Origin of the sequence: Streptomyces sp. NPDC005374 (assembly GCF_042872225.1) — a bacterium.
Lineage (GTDB): Bacteria > Actinomycetota > Actinomycetes > Streptomycetales > Streptomycetaceae > Streptomyces.
The window spans coordinates 1-16273 of the sequence record NZ_JBIAKA010000002.1 but is presented as its reverse complement, the minus strand read 5'-3'; the positions used below and the strand labels follow the sequence as shown (position 1 = coordinate 16273).

The following is a 16273-nucleotide window of genomic DNA, read 5'->3' as shown; positions in this document are numbered from 1 at the left end:
GCCACTGGTCCGAATGCAGCAGTACGGGAAGCAGGAGGCGGCCGTTCCCGGTGAGGCTTGACGGGCCGTGCCGTCACCCTCCCCGGAGCCCCCATGCCTCTGCGTCACGCCGTCCTCGGATCACGCCTGCGAGTCGCGTCCGTCATCGCGGCCTGCCTCGCCGCGCTGTCCCCGGCCCCCGCCGGTGCCGCCACCGACCCGGCGGGCCATCAGTCGCTTCAGCGCCAATTGGACGACTTCGTGCGCCGTCCCGGCGGCCCGCCCGGGGCCATCGCCCTGCTGCGGACCGAAAAGGGGACCCGCGTCGTACGCGCCGGAGTCGCCGACGTCCGTTCCGGCCGCCCGCCCCACCCCGACGACCACATGCGGATCGCGAGCACGGCCAAGGCCTTCAGCGGGGCGGTGGCCCTCACCCTCGTCGACCACCGAGTCCTGCGCCTGGACGACACTTTGCGTGAACGGCTTCCCCAACTGCCGGATGCCTGGGGTTCAGTGACGCTCCGTCAACTCCTCAACCACACCAGCGGTCTGCCGGACTTCTCCCAGAGCCCCGCTTTCCTCGCCGCGCTCAGGGCCGACCCGCGCCACCACTTCGACTCCCGCCGCCTCCTCGACTACGTCGCCGGGGAGCCCCTGCGCTTCGAGCCGGGCACGCGGTACCGCTACTCGAACTCCGACAACATCGCCGTCGCGCTCATGGCGGAAGCGGCGACCCGGACACCGTACGAAGAGCTCCTGCGCAAACTGGTCTACGCACCGCTCGGTCTGCGTTCCACGAGCCTTCCGCAGGGCTACCGGATGCCGAAGCCCTATCTGCACGGCTACGACGTGAGTCCGCCCGCGCCCCCGGAGGACGTCAGCGAGGTCATCGGCATGTCGGGTGTCTGGGCCTCCGGGGGCATCGTCTCCACGCCGGCCGACATGACCCGCTTCATCCGCGGCTACGCGGGCGGACGGCTCTACGGCAGGAAGGTCGTCGAGCAGCAGCGGCAGTGGGTCCAGGGTGCGTCCGAGCCCGCCGGGCCGGGCCGCAACTCCGCGGGCCTCGGAATCTTCCGGTACGAGACGCGATGCGGTGTCGTCCTGGGCCACACGGGCAACACGCTCGGCTACACCCAGTTCATCGCGGCCACCCCCGACGGCCGCCGCTCCCTGACCTTCTCGGTCACCACCCAGGTCAACGAGTCCGCCGACGCCGAACAACTCCGGAGAATGCGTGCCGTTCAGGAGAACTTCGTCTGCGCATTGCTGCGCGGCAAAAAGGCATAGCCGGTCCGGCGATTCGCCTCACCTCACCACGATCTCCCAGGTGTCCACCGCGAAATGGACCGACATTCCGTTGCGCGCGTACAACGCGGGGGCCCCGGTGGTGTTCTGGGTGTCCACGCCGAGGCCCACCGTGTCCCGCCCCCGGGCCGCGAACGCCGCGAAGGCATGCCGCAGCAGCAGACCGCCGAGGCCGCGGCCCCGGGCCTCGCGTACGACTCCGAGGCTGCGGATCCACCCCATGGCCTCGCGGTCGTCCCGGGCGAGGAGGAAGCCGACGTCCCCGAGGTCCTCGGTGGCGACGATCCACACCAGGGACCAGTCGAGCCGCTCGGCGTCCACGTCGTGCAGCCACTGCTCGTAGGCGCGTGGCTGGAAGTCGAAGTGCTCGGCGAAGGTGGCCTGATGGAGGGCGTGGGCCTGCTTCCGGTCCGCCTCGTCGACACACGCCCGCACGTGCACGCCCGCTGAGGGTTCCGGTGTCGGGTTCTCGTCCGTCCGCAGCGGCCGCTCCAGTACGTGGTACCGCCGTACGACCGACCAGCCCCGCGCGCGTATCAGCGCGAGGTCGATCGTGGGCGCGACGTTGAGGTGCAGATGCACCACGGCCTTCGAGGCACCGTTCGCCCGGGCCTTCGCCAACGCTCTGGTCTCCATCGCCTCGAGCAGAAGCTCCCCTGCCTGCTGATGGTCGGGCAGGACATAGTGGTCCGCGTCGATGCGCTCGCCTTCCGAGTCGTCCCACACCAGGGCGTACGCCACCAGCCGCGGGCCGTCGAAGGCCAGCCAGGAGTCGTGGTCGAGGTCGACCCCGGGGCGCCCCAGATCGGCCTCCACCGTGTGCAGATCGGTCTCGGGCTGCCCGATCTCGATCCGGTCGACCTCGTTGAGCAGCTCGGTGACGGCCGGCGCGTCGGTCAGCGCGGCAGCGCGCAGGAGATAGGGCATGAGGCAAGAGTCCGGGCCGGGGCGGTACGGTCGCAAACGAGTTTCCCCGAGCCCGAGCCCGAGCCGCTTGCCAGTCGCCCATTGCCCGTTGCCCCGGGGAGGCACTGACCGCAGGCCGGCGCGGCCGAGCACCGAAAACCGGTTCTCCGCCGACGGGCCGGATGATATTGCTGGAGCTCGCAACAGGGCTGGCTGAAGAGGGAGTTACATGCGCGGCACGGGCGCCTTCATCGCGGACACGTATGCGCTCGGCGCGGGAAGCTGGACGATGACGTCCGTCGCCCGCGGCGCCCTGGGGCAGATCTGGAAGCTCTCCGGCAACGGCACTTCGTGGGCGGTGAAGGAACTCCTCTTCGCGAAGGACGAGCCGGATGTCAGGGCCGAGTCCGCACTGCGCGACGCGGCGGGGAAGCGGGGGATCTCCGCGCCACGTCTCATGCCGGACCGCACCGGCGCCCAGGTCGTACGGCTGCCCGAAGGCACCTACGCGAAGCTGTACGACTGGGTCGACGGCACCGCGGCGGACCCTTCGGATCCGGGGACCGTGAGCTGGTGCGGCCGGGCCCTGGCGATCCTGCACCAGGCCGGAGAGGGTGCGGGCGAGACACCCGACGCCTGGTACGAACAGTGCCACCAGGCGGGCGACTGGGCCGAGTTGCACGAGAGGGCCGAGCGGGCGGACATGCCGTGGGCAGGCGAACTGGGCCGGTTCATCGCCACGACCGCGGCCGAACTCGCCCAGCATGTCTCGCCGTCGTCCTCCGGCGACGTGGTGACGTCCCATCTCGACATGCGGCCCCAGAACGTCCTGGTCGGCCCCGACGGACCGGTCCTTCTCGACTGGGACAACGCCGGACCCGTCTCGGCGGAACGCGAACTCGCCCGTGCCGTCTACGTGTGGTCGGGCGGAAACCAGTTCGACGCGGAATCCGCGCGATGCCTGGTCCGTGCCTATCGGGACGCCGGAGGCCGGGCGGTGATCAAGGGCCCGGAAGCCTTCTCAATGCTGTTCGCGACTGATCTCAACTACGTCTATGTACAGGCCGAATGCGCGGTTGATCCGGCCGTGACCGCCGAGCAGCGCGACTTCGCGAGCCGCGAGACGGTGGCCGCGCTGCGGCGGCTGCCGGACCTGGCCGCCGTCATCCGCCTGACGGAAGCCGTGCACGCCGTATGACGGCCGGAGCGCTGTACTGCTGACAGGGCTGGGGCACCGGCCAACAGGGTGTGGCTGCCCGACCCGGGAAAGGCGACGGCCCCCGGGCACCGCTCGGCGCCCGGTACTAGTGTCCTCGGCATGAGCGAAAACCCCGCGCGGTCCGTCACCGTCGAGCGCACCGGCGCCGGCCACTACGTCGCCACCAACACCCGCGGCGGCACGGTCGCCTTCGGTACCGGCTCCGACAGCGAGTTCACCCCGGTCGAACTGCTCCTCGCCGCGCTCGGCGGCTGCACGGCGGTGGACGTCGACCTCGCCACCAGCCGCCACGCCGAACCCGCGTCCTTCTCCGTCGAGGTGACAGGCAACAAGGTGGACGACGCACTCGGCAACCGGCTGACCGACCTCGCGGTCACCTTCAGCGTCACCTTCCCGGACGGCGAGGGTGCGGACCGGGCCCGCGCGATCCTGCCGCGGGCGGTGAGGACCTCCCACGACCGTCTGTGCACGGTCAGCCGAACCGTCGAGATCGGCACGCCCGTGACCGCGTCGGTCCAGGACGCCTGACCTGCCCGTCGGCCCGGCCGCCCCTGCGTACCCTGTCCCCGTGTCAGCCTCCCGCCTGCGCCGCGTCGCCGTTCTCGTCCTCGAAGGCGCGAAGCCACTCGATGTCGGGATTCCCGCGCAGGTGTTCACCACGCGCGCGAGCATGCCGTACGAGGTACGGCTGTGCGGTGCGGCTCCCGGGCTCGTGAGCGGCGGGGACGGGCTGTCGTACCACGTCGCCCATGGCCTGGACACGCTCGCCTGGGCGGACATCGTCTTCATCCCGGGCTACCGGCACCCGGACCGCGAGGACCCACCGCGAGCGGTCGTCGAGGCGCTGGTCGCCGCCCACGGGCGGGGCGCGCGGCTCGCCGCCATCTCGACGGGCGCGTTCGCGCTGGCCGCGACCGGCCTGCTCGACGGCGGACGGGCGACGACCCACTGGCACTACACGAGGGCGCTCGCGGCGAAGCACCCACTGGTCCGGGTCGACGAGAACGTGCTGTTCGTCGACGAGGGCAGCGTGCTGACGTCGGCCGGCGCCGCCTCCGGTATCGACCTGTGCCTGCACATCCTGCGCGGCGACCTCGGGGTGTCCGCCTCCAACCACGCGGCCCGGCGCCTGGTCGCCGCCCCCTACCGCAGCGGCGGTCAGGCGCAGTACGTGCCGCGCAGCGTGCCCGAGCCCCTCGGTGAACGTTTCGCCGCCACCCGGGAATGGGCCCTGCACCGACTCGACGAGCCCCTCACCCTCGACATACTGGCGCAGCAGGCCGCGGTCTCGCCGCGCACGTTCTCGCGCCGTTTCGTCGAGGAGACCGGGTACACGCCGATGCAGTGGGTCATGCGCGCCCGCATCGACATGGCCCGTGAACTCCTGGAGCGGTCGGAGCGTGGCGTCGAGCAGATCGCGACCGACGTCGGTCTCGGCACCGGCGCGAATCTGCGCATGCACTTCCAGCGCATCCTCGGCACCACGCCCAGCGAGTACCGGCGGACGTTCACCCGGGGCGAGTAGCCCCTTCGCCCGGTCTCGCCGAACGGGTCGTACCGCGTGGCGCGATCCTTTTGAACCATGGCGTTCGCGCCACTGTCAGCGGTGCCCGCGACACGCGAGCCTGGTGGACACAGCAAGTGGACACAGGGACGGGACCCCATTCATGACGCGCATCGCCATCAACGGATTCGGCCGCATCGGACGCAACGTGCTGCGCGCGTTCCTCGAACGTGACAGCGCCCTGGAGATCGTCGCCGTCAACGACCTCACCGAGCCCGCCACGCTCGCGAGGCTCCTCGCCTTCGACAGCACGGCCGGCCGACTCGGGCGGCCGGTGACCGTCGACGGAAACACGCTGGTCGTCGACGGGCGCCGTATCACCGTGCTTGCCGAGCGCGAACCGGCTCAGCTGCCGTGGGCCGAACTCGGCGTCGACATCGTGCTCGAGGCGACCGGGCGGTTCACGTCGGCCAAGGCGGCCCGCGCACACCTCGACGCGGGTGCCAAGAAGGTCCTCGTGAGCGCGCCCTCCGACGGCGCCGACGTCACCCTCGCGTACGGCGTCAACACCGACGCCTACGATCCGGACGTGCACACGATCGTCTCCAACGCCTCCTGCACGACCAACGCGCTCGCCCCGCTGGCCAAGGTGCTGGACGACCTCGCAGGGATCGAGCACGGCTTCATGACCACGGTGCACGCCTACACCCAGGAGCAGAACCTCCAGGACGGCCCGCACCGCGACGCCCGTCGCGCCCGCGCCGCCGGCGTCAACATCGTGCCCACCACGACGGGCGCCGCCAAGGCCATCGGGCTCGTACTGCCCAGTCTGGACGGCAAGTTGTCCGGCGACTCGATCCGCGTCCCGGTGCCGGTCGGCTCGATCGTCGAGCTCAACACGACCGTCGCCCGTGAGGTGAGCCGGGAGGACGTGCTCACGGCGTACCGCGCTGCGGCCGAGGGGCCCCTCGCAGGTGTCCTCGAGTACTCGGAGGACCCCCTGGTGTCCTCCGACATCACCGGCAACCCCGCCTCGTCGATCTTCGACTCGGCCCTCACCCGGGTCGAGGGGCGTCACGTCAAGGTGGTCGCCTGGTACGACAACGAGTGGGGCTTCTCGAACCGCGTGATCGACACGCTCCAGCTCCTCGCGGAGGCCTGAGCCGGCGGCAGGGGCCTTCGAGCACGGCGATTCCGCATCACCGTCTTGACCGGTGACGATCCTGACTGACAGGATCATCACCGGTTGAGCTGGTGACATCGGCGTGTACCGGGAGCCCGTATGGCAGTGATCCGTGGCATCGAGGTCGTCGTCTTCGACGTCCTCGGCACACTCGTCGACGAACCGAGCGGCCTGCGCGCGGCGATCCGCGAAGCGGCGCCCGCGTCCGAGGAGTCGTCGGTCGACGAACTGCTCGCCCTGTGGGAGCGGTATCGCGACCGTGAGCAGAAACGCATCGGTCAAGGTCTCCGTGCGTACGTCAACACCGAGGTCATCGACGCGGAGGCCGCTCAACTCGTGGCCGAGCAGGCCGGGTTCACGGATCCGGCGACCGTGGCCCGGCTGGCCACCGCCGGTCGGCGCCTGCCTGCCTGGGGTGACTCGGCGGCCGCTCTCGACCGGCTCGCCCGGCGGTTCCCCGTACTCGGACTCTCCAACGCGGGCCGCACGGCACTGCTGCGACTCAACGCCCATGCCGGACTCCGCTGGCACCAGGCGCTGTCCGCGGAGACCGCCCAGGCCTACAAGCCGGCACCGGAGGTCTACCAACTCGCCGTCGACGCCGCGGGATGCGCACCGGACCGCGTCCTCATGGTAGCAGCCCATGCGTGGGACCTGCGCGGAGCCCGGGCGCGGGGGATGCGGACCGCCTATGTCCGGCGACCGGTGGGGGATCCGCCGAGGAGCAGCGACGACTTCGACGGGCAGTTCGAGGGACTGGACGAACTGATCACCGCACTGACGGTGAGTCAGATGGCATCCCCGTCACCCTGTTAGAGGAACGGTGTACCGGCGTCCAGCCCCGACAGGACCCTGCCGTACAGCTCCAGGTTGGCGGCAGGGTTGACGAAGGAGTGCAGGCTCAGGGCGTTCAGGTCCCGCACGGCGCGCTGGACCGGCACCTCTCGGTGCAGCGACGACGCGCCGGACGCCGAACCGATCAGGTCCACGGCCTCCTTGCACAACCGCGCCACATAGCCGCACTGGGCCCGGATCCGGGCCCGTTCCTCAGTCGTGTAGGGATTGCCGTCGGCGACCCGGGCGTCGATCAGCGAGACGAAGTCGGCGGTGAGCAGTTCGGCACAGGAGATCTTCATCTCGGCCTCCGCGAACTGCAGATGCGTCACCGGGGCCTCGTGCTGGCGCTCGTAGAGGGTGTAGGTGATGCCCCGCTGATGGATGCGCTCGCCGAACTCCGTCAGCGCCGACCGGGCCGGACCGAGGGCCCCGGCCGCGGTCCAGGCGCAGAACAGCACGAGGACGGGCATCCCGTAGAACGGATCGGCGCTGTTGGTCCGCGAAGGGAACGTGCCCTCCAGCAACGGCCCGAGGGGCAGCACGCGGTGGGCCGGCACATGGACCTCATGGGCGACGACGCTGTTGCTGCCGCTCCCGGCCAGACCGGACACGTTCCAGTCGTCGAGGACCTCGAGGTCGGACATCGGGACGGCCGTCCACAGCAGATCCGGCGGGCCGCCGTCCCCGGAGGCGGCCACGGCGGTCAGCAGATGCCAGTCGGCGTCCTGGCAGCCGGTGGCGAACGGCGAGATCCCGTCGACCACGTAACCCCCGTCCGCCGGAAGGGCCTTCGCGTTCGGGATGAGGGTGCCACTGACCCGTACGTCGGGGCTCGTGAAGATCTCGTCCTGCGCCTCGTCCGAGAAGAGTGCCGCGATGAACGCGCACCCGGCCTGGATCAGCGTCATGAACCCGGTCGACCCGCACGCGGCGGAGACCGCGCTCAGCGCATCCACCTGCTCGCGCAGCGAGGTCTGGTAACCGCCGTACCGGCGGGGCACGTTCATGCGGTGGATCCCGGTTTCGGTCAGTGCCGCGACGACCTCGCCGGTCACCCGCCGGTCCTGCTCCGTGCGCAGGGCGTGTGAGCGGATGAGCGGCTGAAGTGCCCGTACACGTTCGACGAGTTCGGCGTCCGATCGAGGTGCGGATGAACCGGTCAAGGCAGGACCTCCGGGCCCGGTGCGCGGGAGAACCCTCACCGTGACCCCGTTGCCGGAGGGTGTCAACGCCGGTTCCGGGCCAGGATGCCGGACCGCGTTCCGGCCCGCTCACCACCCTGTGACCCCTGAGACCCTGACGGAATACATCGGAGGAGTCAAGGACTGGGTACGTGTTTCCGGTGAGGCAGGAGACTCTGACTGATTCGATCAGCGCGCGAACTTGCCTGATATTCGCAGGCTTGTCGAAGTCATTGACAGGTACACATGGGGCCTCCTAGGTTCCCGATGCACCGGATACACCCGATGTATCGATGATCCGTCAGGTCTGGAGGACGACGATGACCTCAGAACCGGGGCAGCACTCGCAGGTACCCCGAAGAGCCGTACTCGGCACCGCACTGGGCGGAGCGGCGACCGCCGCGTTACCCGGTACGGCCCACGCCGGACAGCCCGTGCGCACCGAGAGCGGCGGCAAGAGCCCCTGGGCCCTCCGCGACACCATGTCCACCGACAAAGCCTGGGCCGCGTTCCTGCGCGGCCAGGACCTGTTGTGGACCAGGCTGCCCACCCTCTGGTACGAGGGCCCCTTCCTCGGTGACGGCCTGCTCGGCAGCATGATCTACCAGGAGCCCGGCGCCAACCGGATCCGCTTCACCGTCCAGCACGGCGAAGTCCAGGACCACCGGCCGGAGTTCGGCAGCGGCTGGGGCACCTGCCGGCTCCCCGTCGGCCATCTCACCCTCGAACCGGTCGGCACCATCACCGCAGTCGACTGGCGGCTGAGTCTGTGGAACGCCGAACTCACCGGCACCGTCACCACCACCGCCGGCACTCTCACCCTCGCCGCCCTCATCCACGACGAGGTCCTCGCCGTCCGCGTGACGGCCGACGGCGGCGAACGGGCCACCTGGACCTTCCACCCCGAGGAGGCCATCAGCCCGCGCAAGATCAGCGAGGCGCCGCCCGCCGGCTACACCGCCAACCCGCCCTGGACCACCGGCACCACCACCGACGGCATCGAGCAGGTCCTCCAGCCCCTGACCGGCGGTGGCCAGACCGCCACGGCCCACCGCCGCACCGGCGACGAACTGCTGCTCAGCGTCGGGCACAGTCACCCGTCCGATACCGCCGCGGCGGCCGACTCACTGCGCAACCTCGCTCGCGCGAAGTCGTACAAGGCGCTCAGGCAACGGCACCTCCAGTGGTGGCACGCCTTCTACCGCAAGAGCTTCGTCTCGTTCCCGGACCAGCGGCTCCAGAGCTTCCACTGGATCCAGCTCTACAAGGTCGCCTCCGCGAGCCGCACCGGCGGCCCCGTGATGGCCACGTCCGGACCCTGGCTGGAACCCACGCCCTGGCCCGCGGTCTGGTGGAACCTCAACGTCCAACTGGAGTACTGGCTCATCCACGGCTTCAACCACCCGGAGCTCGACTCCCTCGCCACCACGCTGCGCCAGAACCAGGAACAGCTCATCGCGAACGTCCCCGCCGCCTACCGCGCCGACAGCTCAGGCGTAGGCCGCAGCTCCGACATGTTCGCCAACCGCGGCGTGGGCCGGCCCGGCACCGGTGCCGAGACCGGCGACCTCACCTGGGCCCTGCACAACGTATGGCTGTCCTACCGCCACTCCATGGACAAGTCCCTGCTGCGCGACACGGTCTACCCGGTCCTGCGCCGGGCCATCAACTACTACCTGCACTTCCTCGCCCCGGGCAGCGACGGCAAGCTCCACCTGCCGAGCACGCTCTCGCCCGAATACCCCGTGGTACCGCCGCAGGACACCAACTACGACCTGGCGCTCATCCGCTGGGGCTGCCAGACGCTCATCGAGTCCGCCGAACTGCTCGGCGTGGACGACGAGTTGAAGCCGCGCTGGCAGGAGGTGCTCGCCAAGCTCACGCCGTACCCGGTCGACGACAACGGCTTCATGATCGGCGCCGACACCCCGTACGCGCAGTCCCACCGCCACTACTCACACATGCTCATGGTCTATCCGCTCTACCTCGTCAACTGGGACCAGCCCGAGAGCCGCGACCTGATCACGAAGTCCATCGTCCACTGGCACGCGCTCACCGGCGCCCATCGCGGTTACAGCTACACCGGTGCCGCCTCCATGTACGCCATGACCGGCGACGGCGACACCGCGATCACCTACCTGCGCAAGTTCTTCGACCCCACCACGCGCTACCCCTGCCGCGCCAACACCCACTACACCGAGGCCGGACCGGTCATCGAGACCCCGCTGTCCGCCTCCCAGTCGTTGCACGACATGTTCTGTCAGAGCTGGGGCGGAGTGATCCGCGTCTTCCCGGCCGTCCCGGCCGCCTGGAAGGACCTCACCCTGCACAACTTCCGTACCCAGGGCGCCTTTCTGGTCACAGCGGTGCGCAAGGCGGGCAAGACCCGGTTCATCAGGGTCAGAAGTCTGGCAGGGGAGCCTCTCCGGCTCCGGCACGGTCTCACCGGCCGCCTCACCGTGCTGCTGGACGACGGCGCCCCGGCCCGCACCCACGACCTCGGCGACGGCACCCTTGCCATCGACCTGCCCCGCGGCCGCGAGGTCCTCGTCCACTCCGGCTCCCGCCCCGACCTGAGCATCGCGCCCGTCGCCGTCAGCGAGCCTGGACCGGCATGGGGACTGCCGTAAAGGGCCACACACTTCGGAGGGATTCCATGGCTGTTCCGATCAGAACAGCGGTCGCCGCACTCTGCGCCTCGCTGGCGGCCGCACTCCTCACCACGGTCCCGGCACGAGCCGACCAGCATGTCCAGCCCGACCATGCCTGGTCCGTGTCCGCGGGAGCACACGCGCCCCGCGCACAGGTCACCCTGGACGACGCCACCGGTACGCTGACTCTCGCGGTGTCCCGGGGCGGCCGTACGGTCATCGAACCGTCTCCTGTCGGCATCGTGACCGAACAGGCCGACCTGTCCAAGGACTTGCGCTTCCTGCACGGCAAGAACCGTACGGTGCAGGAGCGTTACCGTACGAAGTCCGGCAAACGCCTGGACCGCCGCGTCCGCATGAACGAGACCCGGCTGTCCTTCGCCACCTCCGCGGGCGCCCGACTCGACCTCGTGGTCCGCGCCTCCGCCGACGGTGTCGCCTACCGATACGTCCTGCCCGGCGCGACCGGTGCCGTCCTCGGCGAGACGTCCGCCTTCAACCTCCCGCCGGACGCGCGCGCGTGGCTCGGCACCTACCGGGTCGACAACGAGGGCCAGTTCGCCCAGTACACCGCCGCGACGGCCCCCACCGCCGACTACTCCGACCAGGGCCTGTTCGCGACCGACGGCGGCTACACCCTGCTCGCCGAGTCCGGCGTCAACGGCACCTACTCCGGCGCCCGCCTCGCCCACACCCAGGGCACCGGTACCTACCGCATCAAGCTCGCCGACGACCGCGTCGCCTCCACCGGCGCGCTGACCACGCCGTGGCGGGCCATGGTCACCGGCGACCTCGCGACCGTCACCCGCTCCACCTTCACCGACGACCTCGCCCCCGCCTCCAAGGTTCGCGACACCTCCTGGATCAAACCCGGCACCGTCCTGTGGACCTGGCTCGCGGGCGGCAGGGAAGCCGGTCAGAGCCTCGCCGCGCAGAAGGCGTACGTCGACTACGCGGCCGAACGCCACTGGCCGTACGAGGCAGTCGACGCCGGCTGGTACTACAGGCCGGGGGAGTGGGACGTCACCGATCCCGACTGGCAGACCGACAGCTGGATGCCGGAACTCGCGCAGTACGCCCGCGCCAAGGGCGTCGGCATCATCGTCTGGATCCACCAGCGCGACCTCGACACCGCCGCCGAACGCGCCCAGTGGCTGCCCACCCTGGAGAAGTGGGGCATCAAGGGCGTGAAGATCGACTTCATGAACTCCGAGGCCCAGCCCATGCTCCAGTGGTACGACACCATCCTCGCGGAGACGGCCGCCCACCACCTCATGGTCGATTTCCACGGCTCCACGATCCCCAAGGGCATCCAGCGCACCTGGCCGCAGGTCATGACGCTGGAGGGCGTCGCGGGGGAGGAGAAGCGCACCAACACCGCCGCCCACCTCACCACCCTGCCCTTCACCCGCAACGTCATCGGCTCCATGGACTTCACCCCCGGCGCCTTCCAGCGCGTCGGTCTGCGCCCCAACTCGGACGCGGCGGAGGTCGGCCTCACCGTCGCCTACGAGTCGGGGCTCCAGATGTTCGCGGGCACCCCGCAGTCGTACGAGGACCGGCCGCTCGCCCGGGCCTACTTCGACCAGGTCCCCGCAGCCTGGGACGACACACGGCTGCTCGCCGGCGAACCCGGCCAGGAGGCCGTGCTGGCCCGACGCAGCGGTGACCGCTGGTTCCTCGGCGGGGTCTATGCCGGCGCCGCCCGCACCGGCAAGGTGCCGCTGACCCTCGGTCCGGGACGGTGGCTGGTGGAGACGATCCGGGACGGTTCCGACGGACTCGTCCAGGACCGGCAGGTGCTGCGAGGCGGCGACACACTGAGCGTCGACGTCGTGGCGAACGGCGGTTTCGCCGCGCTCGCCTGCCCCTGGCGGGCGGGCGTCACCACCTGTTACCGCTGAGCGGACGGTAGTTCCGGGAGTCGTGTCCGATCGGACACGACTCCCGGACATTGGACTTCCCCACCAGGTCCCGCCGGCTCACCGGCCTCGCTAGTGTGGGCACCGGAGGTGCCCAAGTGGCCGAAAAGGCACGGCAGTTGCAGGATGTTCCCGAGTCCATGACGTCCACGACCGTCGTCGTGATCGGTGCGGGTCCGGCCGGGACGACCGTCGCCACCCTGCTCCAGCGCAGCGGCGTCGACTGCGTCGTACTCGAACGCCGTTCCCGCGACCACGTGGCGCAGCGCCAGCGCGCAGGGATCGTCGAGACCCGCGCGGTCCGGATGTTCGACTCCTGGGGTCTGACGGACCGCGTCCTCGGCGGTGTCCCGTACGACGGCATCCTGGAGTTCCGGGTGGACGGCCGCAGCCACCTGGTCTCCGACAGCGACGGCTCCGATGGCCCCGCGGCCCGCCTGTGCCCCCAGCAGGTTCTCGTACAGAAGCTCACCGCGACCTTCCTGGAAGGCGGCGGCGACCTGCGGTTCGAGGCCGCCGACGTCTCCCTGCACGACCTGACCGGTGAGCGCCCCACAGTCCGCTACCGAACTACGGACGGCACGCACCACGCCATCACCTGTGCTTTCGTGGCCGGCTGCGACGGCGACCGCGGAGTCAGCCGTACGGCGATCCCCGACGGTGTTCTCACCGCGCACGCCTTCGACCACGGCATCGGCTGGCTCACGGTCCTGGCCGACGCCCCGCCCCCGGCCCACCCCCTGCTGGCCGTCAGCCGACAGGGCTTCGCCGCCCACTTCCCCCGCGGACCGCACTCCAGCCGCTACTACCTCCAGTGCCCGCCCGACGACCACCCCGACGCCTGGTCGGACACTCGCGTCTGGGAGGGCCTGCGCACCAGGCTCGGCGACCCCGCCCTCGCCTCCGGCCCGATCACAGACCGCGAGATCTTCCGGCTCCGCAGTCTCGTCCACGACCCCATGCAGTACGGCCGCCTCTTCCTGGTCGGCGACGCGGCACACATCGTGTCCCCGATGGGCGGCAAGGGCATGAACCTCGCCCTGTACGACGCCGATCTCCTGGCCCGAGCCGTGCGCGACGTCGTACGGGGCGACGACGACACCGCCCTGCGCACCTACTCGTCGCGCTGTCTGCGCCGCGTCTGGAACGACCAGGAGTTCTCCCACTGGCTCACCCGGACCCTCCACGACGCCGGGGACGCCGAACCCTTCCTCCGGAACCTGGCTCGCGCCCGACTCGACCGCCTCTTCACCTCCCCGGCCTCGGCCGGCGCCTTCGCGGAACTCATGACGGGCCTGGACCCGAACGGCCGCGCGGGCACGGAGAACTTCCCCGGCAACCTTTCCGGCGTCGGCGGCGACTGACGAGTCGGAAGGGCCCTCCGCCGGTGGACCCCACGCACCACACAAGGACTCGCTCGTGGCATCTCGTTCGCACCGTTCTTCTTCGTCAGGCAGGCGACGCACCGCTCTCGTCGCCGTGACCGTCGCGGCCGCCGTCGCCCTTGTGGCGGCTCTGATCGTCGCGTTCGGCCCCGACGACAAGACCGAAGCCGGCCCTGTCGCGGCCACGCCCGTCTCGGGCACCCGTGCCACGTCCACACCCACTGCGACCCCGACTCCGAAGACACCGGGCGCGAAGACCACGACGCCCTCTCCGACGGCGTCGGCCCGCAAGAGCAGCCCGCCGCCGGCCGCAACGCCCCACCCCTCGGCCACGGCGGCCTCGGCCCCGCCGCGGAAGGCTTCCGGTGCGGCCCCGCTCGCCGGACGGATCAAGCCCGGCGTCTCCTACGACGGGGTGGCCACCTTCTACGACACGGGCAACGGCGACGGCGCGTGCCTGTACGGTCCCACCGCCGACGTCATGACGGCGGCGATGAACCACACCGACTACGAGACGTCCAAGGCCTGTGGGGCGTACATCCTCGTGCACGCGGCGAGCGGCGCCTCCGTCACGGTCCGCATCACCAACGAGTGCCCCCTGCCCTGCGCGCCCGGCCAACTCGACCTGAGCCCCCAGGCCTTCGCCAAACTCGCCGCCCCCGTCCAGGGCCGGATCCCGGTCACCTGGACCCTGCTGAGCCCGAGCATCTCCGACACGATCTCGATCCGCTACAAGACCGGATCGACCCGCTACTGGTGCGCCATCCAGGCGATCGGTCACCGCAACCCGGTGGCCCGACTGGAAGTCGAAACGGCCGCCGGCTGGAGCGCGTTGCCCCGCACCGACTACAACTACTTCCTCTCCGAGCAGGGCAGCGGGTGCGGCGGCACGATCAGGATCACCGACATCTACGGCGAACAGCTGGAGATCGCCGGCCTCGGCGTGAAGCCGGACGTGGTCCAGCCGACCCGGGTCCAGTTCGCCCGGCACTGACGGTTCGGTCAGCTGGAACGCTGCTGGGGACCGTTCCGCCGAACTTCACCTTCGGGTCGGAACGGTCCTCGCACACGCTTGCTGTCAGGCCGACGTCAGTTGGTGGTGGGGTTGCCGTAGTAGGCGTCTGGTCCGTGTTTGCGGGTGTAGTGGCGGTTGAGGAGGTGGGGTGGGGGCGGGGCTGTCGGTGACAGGGCGAGGGTGTTCAGGGCGATGTCGGCGACGGCTTCGCAGATGATGGCGTGTTCCAGCGATTTGCGTGCGGTGGGGCCCCAGGTGAAGGGGCCGTGGTGGGCGACGAGGGCGGCGGGGACTTCGATGGCCCGCTGATCGTCGCCTTCCAGGAGGTCCACGATGACCTGGCCGGTGTTGAACTCGTAGTCCTTCGCGCACTGTTCGGCGGTGAGGTCGGGGGTGACGGGGATGGGGCCGTTGAAGGTGTCGGCGTGGGTGGTGCCCAGGACGGGGATGTCGCGGTGGGCCTGGGCGAAGGCGACGGCATGGGTGGAGTGGGTGTGGGTGACGCCGCCGATGGAGGGGAAGGCCCGGTACAGGCTGCGGTGTGTTTCGGTATCGGTGGAGGGGCGCAGGTTCCCGTCCACGACGACGCCGTCGGACAGCCGGACGGTGACGAGGTGGTCGAGGGTGAGCTGGTCGTAGGGCACGCCGGACGGCTTGATCACGAACACGCCGGCTTCGCGGTCGACGCCGCTGACGTTGCCCCAGGTCAGGGTTGCCAGGCCGACTTCGGGGATGGCCAGGTTGGCTTCCAGGACCTCTTGGCGCAGGCCGTCCCGGACGGTGAGAGTCATGGGTGGACTGTCTCCCTTTGCGGTGGGGTGTGGTCAGAGGTTTTGGGCGAGGCGGTGGTAGGCGGCGTTCCAGCGGATTTCTTTGGCGAAGTGGTTGGTGGTGGTGTGTTCGTCGATGGTGAGGAGTTCGACGCTGGTCATGTTGGCGTAGTCGGTGAGGGTTTCGGGGGTGAGGGCGGTGCTGAGGACGGTGTGGTGGGGTGCGCCGGCGAGGAGCCAGCTTTCGGCGGATTCGGCGAGGGAGGGGCGGGGTGTCCAGACGGCGCGGGCGACGGGGAGGTTGGGCAGGGCTTCGCTGGGGGCGACGACGTCGATGGTGTTGGCGGTGAGGCGGAAGCGGTCGCCGAGGTCGGAGAGGCCGACGACGACGGCGGGGCCTTGGGCGGCGTTGA

General features: G+C 70.3%; 13 protein-coding genes and 1 pseudogene. 10 read left to right on the top strand and 4 right to left on the bottom strand.

Annotated elements, in window-relative coordinates:
* The first annotated feature begins 93 nt into the window (after positions 1–93).
* Complete coding sequence (locus ACFYRX_RS05540; protein ID WP_389096980.1) at positions 94–1269, top strand: serine hydrolase domain-containing protein; 1176 nt, start codon at positions 94–96, stop codon at positions 1267–1269.
* Between the two features lie 18 nt (positions 1270–1287).
* Here the strand turns inward: ACFYRX_RS05540 and ACFYRX_RS05535 are convergent, their stop codons facing one another.
* Complete coding sequence (locus ACFYRX_RS05535; protein ID WP_389096978.1) at positions 1288–2214, bottom strand: GNAT family N-acetyltransferase; 927 nt, start codon at positions 2212–2214, stop codon at positions 1288–1290.
* A 208-nt stretch (positions 2215–2422) separates the two neighbouring features.
* On the opposite strand from ACFYRX_RS05535, the gene ACFYRX_RS05530 reads away from it, so the two are divergent.
* The 5 genes from ACFYRX_RS05530 (at position 2423) to ACFYRX_RS05510 (ending at position 6915) form a co-directional block, all read left to right on the top strand.
* Entirely contained in the window at positions 2423–3391 is a 969-nt protein-coding gene (locus ACFYRX_RS05530) for a phosphotransferase enzyme family protein (protein WP_389096976.1), read from the top strand.
* Positions 3392–3511: 120 nt separating this feature from the next.
* Positions 3512–3940 (top strand): OsmC family protein, encoded by a 429-nt coding sequence (locus tag ACFYRX_RS05525; protein WP_389096974.1) that lies wholly within the window; start codon positions 3512–3514, stop codon positions 3938–3940.
* Positions 3941–3980: 40 nt separating this feature from the next.
* Positions 3981–4937 carry a GlxA family transcriptional regulator gene (locus tag ACFYRX_RS05520; RefSeq protein ID WP_389096972.1) on the top strand — a complete coding sequence of 319 codons (957 nt, stop codon included), beginning with the start codon at positions 3981–3983 and terminating at the stop codon, positions 4935–4937.
* Positions 4938–5079: 142 nt separating this feature from the next.
* A complete protein-coding gene (gene gap, locus ACFYRX_RS05515) occupies positions 5080–6078 on the top strand; it encodes a type I glyceraldehyde-3-phosphate dehydrogenase (protein ID WP_389096970.1) in 999 nt (332 codons plus the stop codon).
* 120 nt (positions 6079–6198) lie between these two features.
* The gene (locus tag ACFYRX_RS05510) at positions 6199–6915 is read left to right on the top strand and encodes a haloacid dehalogenase type II (protein WP_389096968.1); all 717 of its coding nucleotides are present in this window, start codon (positions 6199–6201) and stop codon (positions 6913–6915) included.
* Here the strand turns inward: ACFYRX_RS05510 and ACFYRX_RS05505 are convergent.
* Complete coding sequence (locus tag ACFYRX_RS05505) at positions 6912–8099, bottom strand: acyl-CoA dehydrogenase family protein (RefSeq protein WP_389096966.1); 1188 nt, start codon at positions 8097–8099, stop codon at positions 6912–6914. The two genes, ACFYRX_RS05510 and ACFYRX_RS05505, sit on opposite strands and share 4 nt — an antisense overlap.
* A 338-nt stretch (positions 8100–8437) precedes the next feature.
* On the opposite strand from ACFYRX_RS05505, the gene ACFYRX_RS05500 reads away from it, so the two are divergent.
* The 4 genes from ACFYRX_RS05500 (at position 8438) to ACFYRX_RS05485 (ending at position 15069) form a co-directional block, all read left to right on the top strand.
* Positions 8438–10747: a Tat pathway signal sequence domain protein gene (locus ACFYRX_RS05500; RefSeq protein ID WP_389096965.1), complete on the top strand. Its 2310-nt coding sequence runs from the start codon at positions 8438–8440 to the stop codon at positions 10745–10747.
* A 26-nt stretch (positions 10748–10773) separates the two neighbouring features.
* Positions 10774–12672: a glycoside hydrolase family 97 catalytic domain-containing protein gene (locus tag ACFYRX_RS05495; protein ID WP_389096963.1), complete on the top strand. Its 1899-nt coding sequence runs from the start codon at positions 10774–10776 to the stop codon at positions 12670–12672.
* 158 nt (positions 12673–12830) lie between these two features.
* Positions 12831–14054 carry a 4-hydroxybenzoate 3-monooxygenase gene (locus ACFYRX_RS05490; protein ID WP_389097566.1) on the top strand — a complete coding sequence of 408 codons (1224 nt, stop codon included), beginning with the start codon at positions 12831–12833 and terminating at the stop codon, positions 14052–14054.
* A gap of 55 nt (positions 14055–14109) precedes the next feature.
* Positions 14110–15069 carry an expansin EXLX1 family cellulose-binding protein gene (locus tag ACFYRX_RS05485; RefSeq protein WP_389096961.1) on the top strand — a complete coding sequence of 320 codons (960 nt, stop codon included), beginning with the start codon at positions 14110–14112 and terminating at the stop codon, positions 15067–15069.
* 95 nt (positions 15070–15164) lie between these two features.
* Here the strand turns inward: ACFYRX_RS05485 and araD are convergent, their stop codons facing one another.
* Both araD and ACFYRX_RS05475 read right to left on the bottom strand, forming a co-directional pair.
* A complete protein-coding gene (gene araD / locus ACFYRX_RS05480) occupies positions 15165–15881 on the bottom strand; it encodes an L-ribulose-5-phosphate 4-epimerase AraD (RefSeq protein ID WP_389096959.1) in 717 nt (238 codons plus the stop codon).
* 33 nt (positions 15882–15914) lie between these two features.
* Positions 15915–16273 (bottom strand): annotated as a pseudogene (locus tag ACFYRX_RS05475) (L-arabinose isomerase); the annotation flags it as partial.

What these genes read in the sequence shown, in the direction of transcription:
- araD (WP_389096959.1), bottom strand. Translation starts at nt 15,881, where the DNA reads ATGACTCTCACCGTCCGGGACGGCCTGCGCCAAGAGGTCCTGGAAGCC.
- ACFYRX_RS05540 (WP_389096980.1), top strand. Translation starts at nt 94, where the DNA reads ATGCCTCTGCGTCACGCCGTCCTCGGATCACGCCTGCGAGTCGCGTCC.
- ACFYRX_RS05495 (WP_389096963.1), top strand. Translation starts at nt 10,774, where the DNA reads ATGGCTGTTCCGATCAGAACAGCGGTCGCCGCACTCTGCGCCTCGCTG.
- ACFYRX_RS05510 (WP_389096968.1), top strand. Translation starts at nt 6,199, where the DNA reads ATGGCAGTGATCCGTGGCATCGAGGTCGTCGTCTTCGACGTCCTCGGC.
- gap (WP_389096970.1), top strand. Translation starts at nt 5,080, where the DNA reads ATGACGCGCATCGCCATCAACGGATTCGGCCGCATCGGACGCAACGTG.
- ACFYRX_RS05525 (WP_389096974.1), top strand. Translation starts at nt 3,512, where the DNA reads ATGAGCGAAAACCCCGCGCGGTCCGTCACCGTCGAGCGCACCGGCGCC.
- ACFYRX_RS05500 (WP_389096965.1), top strand. Translation starts at nt 8,438, where the DNA reads ATGACCTCAGAACCGGGGCAGCACTCGCAGGTACCCCGAAGAGCCGTA.
- ACFYRX_RS05530 (WP_389096976.1), top strand. Translation starts at nt 2,423, where the DNA reads ATGCGCGGCACGGGCGCCTTCATCGCGGACACGTATGCGCTCGGCGCG.
- ACFYRX_RS05490 (WP_389097566.1), top strand. Translation starts at nt 12,831, where the DNA reads ATGACGTCCACGACCGTCGTCGTGATCGGTGCGGGTCCGGCCGGGACG.
- ACFYRX_RS05535 (WP_389096978.1), bottom strand. Translation starts at nt 2,214, where the DNA reads ATGCCCTATCTCCTGCGCGCTGCCGCGCTGACCGACGCGCCGGCCGTC.